This window comes from Nocardia jiangxiensis NBRC 101359 (assembly GCF_000308615.1).
GTDB lineage: Bacteria > Actinomycetota > Actinomycetes > Mycobacteriales > Mycobacteriaceae > Nocardia > Nocardia jiangxiensis.
Genome location: NZ_BAGB01000143.1, coordinates 1 through 12,466, shown reverse-complemented (window position 1 = coordinate 12,466; position 12,466 = coordinate 1). Strand labels below are relative to the sequence as shown.

Here is a 12,466-nt window from a genome sequence, read left to right as displayed (position 1 = left end):
CCCGACCAAAGTTGCTAACTAGAAGCATAGGCTACCGGACCTGCTAGCACAAGCCCTAGAATCATACAACCCCCGCCCAGCAGGGGGAACGAAGCGAGAGGCACCGACCGTGCGCAAGACCACAGTGGATGTGATCGTGTACTGGTTCCTGTATTGCCGTGTGTCCGAGGAGAAACGGGAAGACAAGCACGACCCCGGCGAGAGCACACCGGGCCAAGAACGCCATCTCCGGGACCTTGCCGAGAGCCGCGGCGGAACGGTGCTCGCGGTCATCCGTGAAGTCAAACCGATCAGCGCATCCGAGTACACGATCAAGGAGCGCCCCGGCTACAAGCGCCTGTTGGATGTCATGGAAAGCGAAACCCGGCGCATCCGAGCCGAACAGCCGAACGCGAAGTTCGTTCTTGCCGCTCGTGAGGACACCCGCATCTCCCGCCGGCCCGTCGAGCGCGAAGAACTGATGGAGCTGTGCAGGCGCCTGGGGGTGAAGTTCAACTGGGCGGGCGCGGAATACGATCCGGAGAACCCCGACCACCGTCTGACCTTCCGCATCACCGGCGCCACCGCGGCGCACACGTCGGACATGACCGCGTACAAGGTGAAATCGAAAGTGGCCCAGCGCGTGAAAGACCACCGGCCGCACGGGAAGATGCCCAGCATCTACAGGCGCCACTGTGACGAGCGCACCGGCAAGAATCTCTATTGGGAGCTGGACCCGATCCCCGCGAAGGCCACGAAGGAAGCCATCGAAGCAATCCTGGATGGCCGCTCGGGTATCGAAGGCCACTCGGTGATGGCTGCCTGGGAGCATTACCGGAAAAAGACTGGGCACGACATCAACCGGACCGTGTTCCGGCGAATGATACTGAAACCCGCACTCGCCGGGATTCTGATGCACAAGGGCGAAGTGATCGGCAAAGGGAACTGGCCCGCGCTCATCACCGAGGATCAACACGAGCGCCTGGTTGCGATCCTGACCGCCGAAGATCGTGATGTCCGGCCGGTTCGCGGTACGGCGCCGGTCTATCTGCTGTCGAACATCCCGAAGTGCGGCGTACCCGATTGTCCTGGCGCTGAGATCTATCCGGGCTGGCGCTACATCCCGGGATGGCGAGAGAACGGCATCGAGCGGCCCCGGGTGTATCGGTGCCTGGGGTGTAACAAGCTCCAGGTGATCGCGAAACCGGTGGAGATGTTGGCAGAGAAGGCCATCAAGAAACTGCTGACACATCCGCGAATCCTGGACGAGCTGAACCGCTCTGACGTTGACGACAGCGGGTCGGCCATCCTCGAAATTCGCCGGGAGCTGGCGACGCTGACAGCGCGCATGGACGGCTTCTACCTTCAGGCTGCCCGCGGCGCGCTGTCCGATCGGGGGCTGACGAAGCTGGAAGCCGAATTGCTGCCCGAGATCAGCGAACTGAAGGACCGGTTGGCCGCGATGGCTCCCCCGGCATCGGCCACCGGGCGGCAACTGCTCGCACATTACGCCGGGCCCGACGCTGCGAAGCTCTGGGATAAGGAATGGCCCATAGAGCTGAAACGCGCGCTGGTCCGGGCCGGCCTGGATATCACGATCTTGCCTGCCGCTCCCGGTGCACCGCGGCGGTTCAATCCCGATCGGATCGACATCCGCTGGCGTGTTCCTGCCTGATCTGCCGGAGGTAAGCACGCAAGAGAGCCAACACCCTATCCCGCATGGTGTCGGGAATGGGCTCAGCACTCACACAAGTTCTGTCGGGATGCCAAGGTTGACCGTTACACCTTGGCATCCCGCTTCTACGACTCGTGCTCCAATCGTTCTGCAAGCGTTGCGAGTTCGGCCGGACTTCGGCCACCGGCATGCATGATCGCCAGCATGTCCGTGGCTAGCGTGTGTGCCCGCCGGATGCCATCGGCCAACGGCCCCACTTCATCCCGAGTCATCAACGACAGCTCCGACATCATCGCCGCGGTGTCCTGGACCATCCATCGGGGGATGATGCACCACCGGCTCATGTCCACTCCAGCTTCGGCGCTCGCCTCCCGCGCGGCGTCGTAGTCGTTGCTCGGGGTCGGCTCACCGCCGGAGAACAGGATTTCTCGCAAGCTGCCACGTCTCCAGCCCAGCGCCACATCGAACTTCTGAAGCGTCGCAGCCTGAACACCTTCTGGGATCGCGCCCCGGAGAAACCGTCGTACCGTGTCCTCTGACGGACCGCCCAACGGCTTTAAATCCCTTGTGCCTAAACCTAATTCGGATATTCGTGCGCTGATGTACTGCACTGCCCGGGCCGTGTCCATGGGCCATCAGTATTCACGTATCACATCAACAGCCCTAGAGGCCACAGTAGTGACCCGTGTCACAACTTCGTCACGGCTGAGCAAGAATCTTGCACGAATCTTGCGGCCAGTTACTACCAGGTGAAATGTGTCTACTATGTCCGCAACGAAGCGGGACAGACTAGCGGAGCTGGAAGCCAGCCTGGACCGCAAGATCGAACAAATGGGGCCACCACCAGCCGAAACGGTAGCCGCAGTGATGCAAGTTCTCCGGAACTACCGGGACGAATCGGTCCCACCGATGCAACTGCGACGACACACCAGTGAACCGTCAGCATCACCGCGCCGAGGTAGCTCGTCTGCACGAAACATGCGCGATTCGTGCACCGAACGGCACAGAGCCGCTGGATAGCCACAGCCGCATATCTTCTGGGGTCTTGACGAGTCTCGTCGTCCGGCCCGCCTGACACCTGTTCAGGCAATCGAATCCCTATTTCAGCCCGTCAATGAAGCTGGGTTTTTCATGCTCAAATCAATTCCGGATAAGTACCTCGATACCTATCCGATCCCGCCGGAAGTTGCCGCAGAATGGAATCGCTGGGAAGGCGTGCGCTGGCGCGTCATGCGATACATGGATAAGCACAACGGCGCCTATCCTCCCGATCAGCGATTCACGGTCTCACCACCCCGGATGTGTGACTACCACTACGAACATTGGTACGCCTGGCGCAATCGGCATTTCAATCCCGTAAGCGGTAATCGCTGGCCCGGCCACCCCGGCTCGTTCCTTCTGCCCGGCGCTGGTAGCCCGGCTGCCATTAATCGGATGCGTGAAGAACGCCGCTGGGAGTGGGACGAGAAGACCATCGAGCAAATGCAGATGACCGAGCAGTTCTGCGCAGATGGCCGGGGGTGTTCGAAGTGAACGCCGAATGGCGCGACGTAACCAGGGATCGTTACATCGAGGGAATCCCCTGCCACAAGATCGCGCAGATTCGCCAGCACATCAGCCCGAACGGCTTGACCATCACCGAGTGGAAAGCCTTGTGCGGCAGGGAAGACACAACGGTCAACCTGAAACGCGATGGCGCGTCGAGCTACGTCCGCAAGGCTGAATGGTGCCCGGCGTGCGTAGCTGCCAATGGCGGACGTATTCCGCATCGGGGGTACTGAGATGCTCACTCTCACCGACCTATTCTGTGGTGCGGGCGGAAGTTCGACCGGCGCTATTGCAGTACCCGGTGTGCGCGTCGAAATGGCGGTCAACCATTGGGCGCTGGCAGTCGAGACACACAATACGAATCACCCGACGACGCGCCACGATTGCGCCGATATCTCCCAGGTGGACCCGCGACGATACCCGAAAACAGATATCCTCTGGGGCTCGCCGGAATGCACGAATCATTCGATCGCCGGTAAGGGCCGGCTGTCGCAGGATGAGACCGCGGTCAAGTCCCGCGCAACGATGTGGGACCTTCTCCGATTCACCGAGTACCACCAGTACCGGGCCATCGTCTTCGAGAACGTTCCGGATGTCATGCGCTGGTCAATGCTCCCCGCGTGGCTGCTGGCCTGGGACAACCTGGGCTATGTCGTGCGCTGGGTGTTCGTCAACTCGATGCACGCCCAAGGGTCAGGTACCCCGGCGCCACAGAGCCGCAACCGTGCCTATGCCCTCATAACGCGCAAGGGCGACCGCAAGCCGAACCTTCGCAAGTGGACTTCTCCGCTGGTCGATTGCGCCGAGTGTGGCAGGGTCCGGGCTCTCCAGATGTGGCGCAACGGGAACACCTGGGGCGCCTACGGACGCCAATACGTCTGGGCCTGCCCGAAGTGTGGCAACCAGGTGGAGCCGGCGGTGCTGCCCGCGAGCACTGCTATCGACTGGGATCTACCTGCCCAGCGAATCGGGGACCGCGCCCGACCGCTCTCGCCAAAGACCATGGGCCGTATTCAGGAAGGCTTGCGCCGCTATTACCCGGCTCCGCAACTGATTCCCGCCGGTGGCACCTGGAACAACACCCCGTACCCGGTCAGTCAGCCGATGCGGACCCGTCTTACTCGCGAGCACGAAGGCTTGCTGATTCCGGTTGAAGGTCGTAACGGCAAGATCGCGCACCCGACCAGCGAGCCCTTGCGCACCCAGACAGCACGGAACGAAACCGGGCTGCTGATTCCCTACTACCGTACCGGCACCGCACACAGCACCGACGAGCCGCACCGGACCTTCACGGGTCACGATCGTTTTTGCTTCGTCGTCCCGCTGCGCAACCACAACCGGGTCAAGTCGGTAACCGAGCCGTTCGACACCATCGCGGCAAGCGGCAACCATCACGCGCTGGCGATGCCGGAAACCATCGAGCCTGAAGATTGCTATTTCCGGATGCTGGACCCCCGGGAGATCATGCGCGGAATGGCCTTCCCGCCCGAATACGTAATGCTCGGAACGAAACGTGACCGGGTGAAGCTCGCCGGGAATGCCGTGTGCCCACCCAATGCACGAGACCTGATCGCAGCAGTAGCGGAGGCGCTGTCATGAGCACCTTTGCCATCGTGAAAGTCAGCCCATCGGGGCGGGTCGGGCAAATGCAATTCCCGTTCGAACATTGGCTGGAAATCAATCTGTGGATGACCGCCCCGCCGGGACACCGGCCACATATTCAACGAGCCCTCCCCTTCCTGGATGCCGAACACCGAGAGTTCCTGATCTCCGGAACAACCCCTGAGGAGTGGCGCGAGATCTTCGGAGAGGACGACGAATAATGACCGAACCATTTCCCCCGATCCCCTTGCCGGATCTCCCGTTGGGAATGACACTTCAGGAGCACGTCAAACGATTCCTGGGTGGTGTCGCTGCCGGAATCGAGCTGACCAAGAATGCCCCGTGCATTCACACGGCGGAAACTCTCAGAGCCATCTATGAGGATCTGTGGGGACTGCTCGAATTCCACACCCGGGAAAACGAGATGCGCGGTGCGGGCGACCGGCTGAACATCCAAGCCGAACTGGACCACAGCACCGTCTACCTACAGCCTGTCCGCAACGGTGAGAGGCTGACCGAATTCCCGATGTGCAAACACATGCTGGGCGAATTCATCGCGGTACTGCAAGCCGAGTACGAGCAGATGCCATGACCGTAGGACCGACGAAAGTGTGTGCCCGGTGCAAGCGCGAGCTACCCCGGACAGAGTTCCGTGTGGTCAACAACGGCCTGGGCTACCTCGAATCGACAGCGAATTGCCGCCCGTGCCAAGTGGAAGCGATACGTGAATACCGTCACGCCCGGAAATTCTGTGCCGGATGTCGCCGGTACCGACCGCACGACGAATTCGTGATCTCGGGCCGCGGTGTCCGATGCGCCAAGTGCAGAAAGACGACCCGGGGATTGCGGCGTACCGAGTCCGATGCCCGGAAGAAGAACGCGCAGGCCGATTACGAGTACGCCACAACCATGCTCGGCATGTCCTCCGATGAAGCGATCACGTGGATAGCCGGCGGCAATGGAGTAACCACGCGCGCAGTAGAGCGCTGGCTGAAAAAGGAAGAAGCGGCATGAGCGACGAATTGAATACCAAGGATTTAGCCGAAGTCCAACACGCCTTCGAGGTCTACACCTGGACCCGCGAGCAGATTGCCGGGCTGAAAGAGCAGCAGGACCAAGCGCGATCGGTCATCGAAGCATATCTGGGTGATGCGGAAGTGGGCACGCTGAACGGTAAGGAGCGGGTCACCTGGCACTACCGCGAAGAACGCCGCTTCGATCTGAGGCGGGCCCGGGAATTGCACCCCGAAATGGTGGAGGAGTGCACCGAGACTCGGCGCCACCGCTACTTCGTTCCGGTCGGTGATGAGTCATGACCAGCCGCGAAGAGTACGAAGCCCAGCGAGACGAACTCGAAGCGGAGATAGCGAGAGTGCAGGAAGAACTGGACCACGTAAACCGAAATCTCGAATCCTCCCCCGACGAAATTCCGGAGCGAGATGCCGCGGCAACTGTGGACGAAGATATCAAGCTCGTCACGCTGACCGCCTACGCCGATGGGCATTACCAGGTAGAGGCATTCTGCCCGGCCGAACAAGCGCTGAACATTCTGGCGCTGTCCCTGCGGGACCTACTGACCAACGTCGATGCCCTGAGCACCGAGACGAAGAAACAGGGGTACGGCGAATGAAGCAATGCACGTCGGTGCACGCCTACTACGGGCGGTGTGAATTGGAACCGGGCCACGAGTCGGGCGATCTCGTTTACCACAAGGGCCGGGCGGAGATCACCACCGATCTCGGATTCCCGGGAGAGATCATCCGGCACTGGGCCGACGATGACCGGCTGGCGGAACGAGTGGCGTCATGAACAGCCAATGCATCGCAGAAGCGCACGAGAAATTCGGAGGTTGCTACAAATGCTGCGACTCGTGTAATTACGACACTCACCGTTGTCACTTCTGTGGGGAAAGCCTGCACCACAACAGTTATGACTGTCGCGGTAACCGGCACTGGCTTTCAGATTGCCGACCGGACTTGGTTCAGCATGAACCCGGGACCTTGTGCACATGGCAGCGCATCGAAGATGAGAACGGAAAGGTCTGGCAAGAGGCTGGGTGCTACGCCTACCAGGACCATCGAACAAACGAATGGACCGACGAGCACAAGCACTTCTATAGCGATGGGCCGATGGGATGAGATTCAATGCGCTGAACCGCATCCTTGACGGAGAAGTCTGGTCGGCCGGCCCGCTGACGAACACGGTATGGGCTCGCGCTGATGGCGAATGGTACGTAGTCGATATCAAGACCAAGCGCGCGGTGGATTACATCATGCCGGTGTTCATGAGCCCGCAACCCCGCGAGCGTGTGGAGTGGGCCGAACAAGTCCTGAAGTCCCGGAGGCACAACCCCTTACCCGATGACTTCGTGGACTTCTGCGACCCCGAGCGAGACATAGCCCACGCCATCTGGACTATCGCCATCGCGCAGGACCGTACGACCGCGGCCATTCACGCAACCCGATATGCCGACCGTGCATCGGTCTCGGCGAAACGACTGATGGAACTGGATAAATCATGAGCGCCTACATCCGGCAGCCGGGCAAGTACACCTGGCACAAGACAGAAGCGTCGTACCGCTGGATGGTGCGCGGAATTCGCGGCTGGGTGTTCAACACCATGTGTGCCCAGGTGATTTTCGTACCCGAGTCGAAAATCAAGGGACTGCATAGCACGACGGAACCGACTCGGGCCAAGTGCAAGGAATGCTGGAAATGACAATGACCGATCAGAACAGGGTCACCGAGGTCATCTCGGTACTGGACGACAAAGGCGCTATTGCGCTGCTGGCTATGTGGGTACTGAAGGTGGCGAAGGATCACCGGAACGAGCGCGAGACCTACGACGATCCGGCGCACCTGGGTCACGCCATCGCCGAATTGCTTGTGAAGAACGGCTTCAGACGATGACAGCCCCGGACCTGACAACGTGCTTTTGGTGTGGGGAACCATGCGACGGGAAGTGCCTGGGACTCACTGAAAGTACCCAGATGAAGGCGAGCGATCCGGCCTATTGGATGCTCAGCAATGGGCACACGTCCACACCTACCGTATTCGACCGGAATTGCTACATCTGCCGAGATCCGGAATACGCACAGATGGGCGTGTCGCTCTGTCGTCCATGCCCGGCGTGCACGAAGAAACAGGGCACCAACGCCGGGCATATCCCCGCCGACGATGTCGAGTGCAGCGTATGTGGATACGAAGACGGGCCCGGCGATTATGAGTGACGATGTGGACGCCGCGCTGGACGTTGGGGACCTCCACCGGCGACAGCTCGAAGCCGAGATCAAGAAGGCGTTCACCGATTACTCGCGGAACCGGCCGCGGTCGCTACAGAAGACGCTGGGACCCTCCGAGATCGGCTCACTGTGCAAGCGGCAACTGGCCTTCGGAGTGACAGCGCCGACGATGGGCAAGGGCACGAACGTCTACGGGGATGTCTGGCGCTCGCATGTCGGGGTCGCGCTGCATAAAGAGGACGAATTGGTCCTGAAGTTCGTCAACGAACAGGCGGGCGAAACCGTCTGGATTCCGGAGGCACGGGTCAAAGCCGACGACGAGCACCCGGGCACCTGTGATGCCTTTCACGTCCCGACAAGCACGGTTGTCGATTGGAAGCATCCGGGCAAATTCATGTTCGACCACTACCGGAAAGAAGGGCCGTCCTGGAAATATCGCATACAGGCACACACCTACGGCAAGGGGTACGCCCGGCTCGGCTTTCCGGTGAAGTTCGTGGGGCTGATGTTTATCAGTCCGGCATCGGACCTTCACCACGGATTCCTGTGGCTCGAAGAATTCCGGCCGGTGATCGCGGATATCGCGCTGGCGAATCTGGATGAGATCAAGGCGAAGTGTGCCGATCTGGACGTGGTGAACCATCCGGAACGGTTCGCCGAGTTCCCGATTACCCCGGGTGACGAATGCCGGTATTGCAATTGGTTCAGCCCGAAGCCATCGGGACCGCGGCAATGCGCGGGGAAATAAACCTATCCAATAGGAACAAAGGAAACACAGAACAATGAACGAGAACACAACCCAGGAGCAGCGCGTTCGCTCGGTTGACGATGTACTGAGCGGCGGTGGTGGCCCCAAGGTCTTCGCCTTCGATCATGTCGGCGCTCATGTCACGGGCACGTTCGCCGATGCGGAAATGGTCCCGGTGTACTACCCGAAAGATCACCCGCTCGCCGGGCAGCAGAAGCGGTACAAGCAAGGCACGGGCAATCTGGCCTACCAGATCCGGCTGATTCTGGAGAACACCGACGATCGGCGCGTTGACGATGAAGACGACGGGCGCCGGCGAGCCTTCGTGAAGGAATTCGGTGACCAGCGGGACGCGTTCGCGCGGGCTCTGTCGGATCGAGGATTCAAGAAGGTTTCCGATGCGTACGGCGCTCGGCTCACCATCACCCGACTGGAGGACGGGCCTCCCCCGTTCAAGGGCGGTCAGAACGAATACCGCTGGGCGTACGACTTCAACTCGGCTGATTCGGTACTGAACCGCGGCAATGGGCGGGAGAACCGCGGTACCGACGACCGGGAGCACCGGGAGCACCGCGACGACCGGCGAGAGACCCGGGAGGAGAAGAAGCCGAAGACCACTCGGGACCTGCTCCGTGATGCCGGATTGCCGGAGGACCTGGCCCCGCTCGTGGGCGAGAACCCGACTCCCGAACTGATCGCAGCTCTCAAAGCACAGCACGGGGTGAAGTGACCATGCTCGACTTCCTGATTCTGATCGTGGCCTTCATGCTGCTGCTGATCATCCTGTTCGGCGGTCTCGCGGCGCCGTTCTGGATCACGTTGATTCTGGCCTTCGTCATCGGCTGGACGATGCGCGCGGTTCTCGCGGGCCGTCTGCCCTGATTCGCGAGTTTCCCGCTCGGGGTTGTGTCTCGGCAGCTTCGAGCGGGGAGCCGGCGAATCAGGAAAGGGCGACCACAATGCAGCACACAAGAACCATCTATTCGTGGGCGGATATCTACAACCTGCCCACTCAGACCAAGTTCACCGATTCCACCGGCTCGGACTATTGGTCACTCGGCGAAGGGCACATCATCGATGACTGTGCGAACTTCGTGCAGTACGACCGCATCGAACTTCCGGTGACCCTGGATATTGCCGAATCGTCGCGGATGCGGGTCTACAAGCTGTTCGGGCTGCCGACGTGGACGGCTCGGGGCCGCGGTAAGCATAGGTCGTTCAAGACTCAGGCTGAAGCCTTCGCGTGGGCGCTGGAACAGGTGAAGTCATGAACTGGCTGACGCACATCATCGGCCTGGATAACCCCTCCGGGTACTGGTATTTGTTCTGGTCCGGGCTCGGCTCGGATATCACCGAATTCGCGGTAATCGGCGCACTACTCGGTGTGCTCCGCAAGTACAACTGTCACATCCACGGGTGTTGGCGCATTGGTCGGCATCCGGTAGCGGACACGACGTACATCGTCTGCCGGAAGCACCACCCGGACGGCGCGGTCAAGGTCAGTGATCTGCCATGAAGCCCTACGTGTGCCCGCGATGCAACAAGGTGGCGGTATTCGAGGTATCGGGGTACGTGCTGGACCTGCTCCCCGGAGATATCCAGCACGGCGGCAGAACCGTGTACGGGACCATCATGATTACCGTCGATCGCGACGGCGCCGAAGCACCGGTGATTCTGGACGGTACAGCCCTCCGTGATGCCCGCCGGGACGGATTGCAGTTGTTCCGGCGGCACGGAATCACCTGTGAGCGATTCTGGCCCAGGGATGGAAGCGATGTCGCAACACGATGACGACCTGGCCGCGCTGAAGGAATACGAAGACGAAGCCCGGCCACCGTGTACAGCAATGAGGCTGAGCACGCACGGGCAATGCGGGTTACCGGCTCGGTACATAGTCGAGCTGAAACACACACATCTACCGCCCGGGACGCTGCACAAAGCCTTCCTGTGCGAGCGGTGTTACTCGCAGATAGTAGATATGGGGTACCCGGTCCGGTGCGGCAGATGTGGCCGCGAAATGTCCGGCCCCGACGAGATCCTGGGCGATCCACGAAAGCTGTGAACAATGACGTTCAGCAAAACGAACCTTCAACCGTGGTTCCCGTTCTATGCCCATGACGACGAACTGACCGGAAAGTCCCGGAGCATTCAACCTGTCTGTACGCAGTGCTGGTTGAACCTTCGCGGCAAACGGTTGTGCGAAGGCGACAACGGCACTCACGTTCCCTGGACGATGAACGCGCCTACCGTCAACTGCTCGCTGTGCGGCGCTGCCACCGAATCTGGGCTGATGGCAGAGGTTTGCCGTCGTGAGCGGTAACCCGATCTACGCACGGGCAGCGGAACTCTACTGGAATTCGGGCTGGCGCGGCGTCCTGCCGGTTCCACCGCGGCGCAAGAAGACACCGCCCGACGACTACACCGGCAACCGTGGCATCTTCCCGTCGTTCGCGGACATCACGGCCTGGACCGAAGACAAGCCCGAGTGGAACATCTGCCTTCGCCTGCCGCGCGGTGTGATCGGTGTGGACGTGGACGCGTACGGAGACAAGCACGGCGCGGCAGCTCTGCGGACAGCGGAAGACCGATGGGGCCCACTGCCGCCCACCTGGATATCGACATCGAAGGACGATGGAATCTCGGGAATCAGGCTGTATCGCATCCCGGAAGGGGTCCGGCTACGCGATCGGGTGGACTTCGGGCCGGGCCTGGGCAATATCGAGATCTGCCAATTCCATCACCGCTATGTCATGTGCTGGCCTTCGATCCACCCGTCAGGGCTCGAATACAACTGGCTCAGGCAAGACACCGGCGCCGGGCTGAACGTCATCCCCGAGCCGGATCGGCCACCCTGGCTCCCGGATGCGTGGATACGTGGTCTCGAAGTTCCCGAGCCGGCCATCAGCGTTCAGGCGGATGTGCAGGCCGTCCTGGATTCACTGCCGCCAGGGCGGATGTCGGTTCAGGTCGAACGGCTACTGGACAAGTCCATCGAAGCCCTGGGCACGCACGGCTCCCGGCACGACAACACCCGTGACAACGTGCTTCGGCTGCTGCGTCTGGCCGAACAAGGCGAACCCGGCGTGGATCAGGCATTGGAGCGGCTGAAAGATGCCTACGCCGATGCCATCACCGACCGGGCCACCGAACCGGAAGCGTGGCGCGAGTATGACCGCATGGTGACCGGTCAGAACGGTCATGACCTCATCGCTAGCAATCCGAGCACGGAGAACCTGTTGGGCATCCGGCGATCGGAGTTGCCGGTATCACGAACGCCATCGGTGCCGGGAACGGTGCCACCCAATATCGACAACAACGATTCGACCGATGTAGACGCCGTTCTGTTCGGGCCGGCCCGGGAAGCCGAGAGCGAAGAGGAGATCAAACCCAGCTACAGCGGCGCGCGGCTATGGCGGGCGGGCTCTCTGAACGCTTCTGCGCATCAAAACTGGCTAGCCGAGTCTCGTATACCCGCTGGCTCCGTTGTGCTGCTGACGGGCGATGAGGGTATCGGAAAGTCGCTGTTCTGGGCGTGGCTGGTCGCACTCATCACCACCGGGCGAGCCTGCCCCGAATTCGGCATCCCGGAACGCGAACCGCAGAACGTTCGTCTCGTGCTCACCGAGGACGATTGGGCCACCTGTGCACGGCCACGTCTGGAAGGGGCCGGGGC

23 protein-coding genes are annotated in these 12,466 nt (G+C 61.1%); 22 read left to right on the top strand and 1 reads right to left on the bottom strand.

Translation table 11 applies throughout. The annotated features are described in order from the left end of the window. The first annotated feature begins 109 nt into the window (after nt 1–109). Entirely contained in the window at nt 110–1,654 is a 1,545-nt protein-coding gene (locus tag ON40_RS35155) for a recombinase family protein (RefSeq protein WP_040829603.1), read from the top strand. Between the two features lie 125 nt (nt 1,655–1,779). Here the strand turns inward: ON40_RS35155 and ON40_RS35150 are convergent, their stop codons facing one another. Then, nucleotides 1,780–2,283 carry a hypothetical protein gene (locus tag ON40_RS35150; RefSeq protein WP_157186617.1) on the bottom strand — a complete coding sequence of 168 codons (504 nt, stop codon included), beginning with the start codon at nt 2,281–2,283 and terminating at the stop codon, nt 1,780–1,782. A gap of 502 nt (nt 2,284–2,785) precedes the next feature. On the opposite strand from ON40_RS35150, the gene ON40_RS35145 reads away from it, so the two are divergent. The 21 genes from ON40_RS35145 to ON40_RS51375 all read left to right on the top strand — a co-directional run. Beyond that, nucleotides 2,786–3,187, top strand: coding sequence for a hypothetical protein (locus ON40_RS35145; protein ID WP_040829601.1), 402 nt, complete (start codon nt 2,786–2,788; stop codon nt 3,185–3,187). Further along, complete coding sequence (locus ON40_RS35140; protein WP_040829600.1) at nt 3,184–3,435, top strand: hypothetical protein; 252 nt, start codon at nt 3,184–3,186, stop codon at nt 3,433–3,435. Before ON40_RS35145 ends, ON40_RS35140 begins: the two co-directional genes overlap by 4 nt. Before the next feature lies 1 nt (nt 3,436). Then, nucleotides 3,437–4,801: a DNA cytosine methyltransferase gene (locus ON40_RS35135; RefSeq protein WP_040829599.1), complete on the top strand. Its 1,365-nt coding sequence runs from the start codon at nt 3,437–3,439 to the stop codon at nt 4,799–4,801. Beyond that, nucleotides 4,798–5,025, top strand: coding sequence for a hypothetical protein (locus ON40_RS52560; protein WP_157186615.1), 228 nt, complete (start codon nt 4,798–4,800; stop codon nt 5,023–5,025). The genes ON40_RS35135 and ON40_RS52560 overlap by 4 nt, the downstream gene beginning before the upstream one ends. After that, a complete protein-coding gene (locus tag ON40_RS35130) occupies nt 5,025–5,396 on the top strand; it encodes a hypothetical protein (protein WP_040829598.1) in 372 nt (123 codons plus the stop codon). Before ON40_RS52560 ends, ON40_RS35130 begins: the two co-directional genes overlap by 1 nt. 62 nt (nt 5,397–5,458) lie before the next feature. After that, nucleotides 5,459–5,818, top strand: coding sequence for a hypothetical protein (locus tag ON40_RS35125; protein ID WP_157186614.1), 360 nt, complete (start codon nt 5,459–5,461; stop codon nt 5,816–5,818). Beyond that, a complete protein-coding gene (locus ON40_RS35120) occupies nt 5,815–6,120 on the top strand; it encodes a hypothetical protein (protein WP_040829595.1) in 306 nt (101 codons plus the stop codon). The genes ON40_RS35125 and ON40_RS35120 overlap by 4 nt, the downstream gene beginning before the upstream one ends. Beyond that, complete coding sequence (locus ON40_RS35115; RefSeq protein ID WP_040829594.1) at nt 6,117–6,434, top strand: hypothetical protein; 318 nt, start codon at nt 6,117–6,119, stop codon at nt 6,432–6,434. The genes ON40_RS35120 and ON40_RS35115 overlap by 4 nt, the downstream gene beginning before the upstream one ends. Beyond that, complete coding sequence (locus tag ON40_RS35110; protein WP_040829593.1) at nt 6,431–6,613, top strand: hypothetical protein; 183 nt, start codon at nt 6,431–6,433, stop codon at nt 6,611–6,613. The genes ON40_RS35115 and ON40_RS35110 overlap by 4 nt, the downstream gene beginning before the upstream one ends. Nucleotides 6,614–6,938: 325 nt before the next feature. Beyond that, nucleotides 6,939–7,325, top strand: a complete 387-nt coding sequence (locus tag ON40_RS35105) for a hypothetical protein (RefSeq protein WP_040829592.1) — start codon at nt 6,939–6,941, stop codon at nt 7,323–7,325. After that, the gene (locus tag ON40_RS35100) at nt 7,322–7,522 is read left to right on the top strand and encodes a hypothetical protein (protein WP_040829591.1); all 201 of its coding nucleotides are present in this window, start codon (nt 7,322–7,324) and stop codon (nt 7,520–7,522) included. Before ON40_RS35105 ends, ON40_RS35100 begins: the two co-directional genes overlap by 4 nt. Continuing rightward, nucleotides 7,519–7,713, top strand: coding sequence for a hypothetical protein (locus tag ON40_RS48650; protein ID WP_157186613.1), 195 nt, complete (start codon nt 7,519–7,521; stop codon nt 7,711–7,713). Before ON40_RS35100 ends, ON40_RS48650 begins: the two co-directional genes overlap by 4 nt. An 80-nt stretch (nt 7,714–7,793) precedes the next feature. After that, nucleotides 7,794–8,033: a hypothetical protein gene (locus ON40_RS53470; RefSeq protein WP_169541952.1), complete on the top strand. Its 240-nt coding sequence runs from the start codon at nt 7,794–7,796 to the stop codon at nt 8,031–8,033. A gap of 181 nt (nt 8,034–8,214) precedes the next feature. After that, on the top strand, nt 8,215–8,793 hold the full coding sequence (locus ON40_RS53465) for a hypothetical protein (protein WP_169541951.1): 579 nt from the start codon (nt 8,215–8,217) through the stop codon (nt 8,791–8,793). A gap of 34 nt (nt 8,794–8,827) precedes the next feature. Then, entirely contained in the window at nt 8,828–9,523 is a 696-nt protein-coding gene (locus ON40_RS35085) for a hypothetical protein (protein ID WP_040829589.1), read from the top strand. Beyond that, nucleotides 9,520–9,675 (top strand): hypothetical protein, encoded by a 156-nt coding sequence (locus ON40_RS52555; protein ID WP_157186611.1) that lies wholly within the window; start codon nt 9,520–9,522, stop codon nt 9,673–9,675. The genes ON40_RS35085 and ON40_RS52555 overlap by 4 nt, the downstream gene beginning before the upstream one ends. 77 nt (nt 9,676–9,752) lie before the next feature. Next, a complete protein-coding gene (locus ON40_RS35080; RefSeq protein ID WP_040829588.1) occupies nt 9,753–10,064 on the top strand; it encodes a GNAT family protein in 312 nt (103 codons plus the stop codon). Then, nucleotides 10,061–10,309: a hypothetical protein gene (locus tag ON40_RS35075; RefSeq protein ID WP_040829587.1), complete on the top strand. Its 249-nt coding sequence runs from the start codon at nt 10,061–10,063 to the stop codon at nt 10,307–10,309. Before ON40_RS35080 ends, ON40_RS35075 begins: the two co-directional genes overlap by 4 nt. Beyond that, entirely contained in the window at nt 10,306–10,584 is a 279-nt protein-coding gene (locus tag ON40_RS35070; protein WP_040829585.1) for a hypothetical protein, read from the top strand. The genes ON40_RS35075 and ON40_RS35070 overlap by 4 nt, the downstream gene beginning before the upstream one ends. 274 nt (nt 10,585–10,858) lie before the next feature. Beyond that, a complete protein-coding gene (locus ON40_RS52550; protein WP_157186610.1) occupies nt 10,859–11,113 on the top strand; it encodes a hypothetical protein in 255 nt (84 codons plus the stop codon). Continuing rightward, a partial coding sequence (locus tag ON40_RS51375; RefSeq protein ID WP_174435101.1) for a bifunctional DNA primase/polymerase occupies nt 11,103–12,466 on the top strand: 1,364 nt, incomplete at its 3' end. The genes ON40_RS52550 and ON40_RS51375, both read left to right, overlap by 11 nt.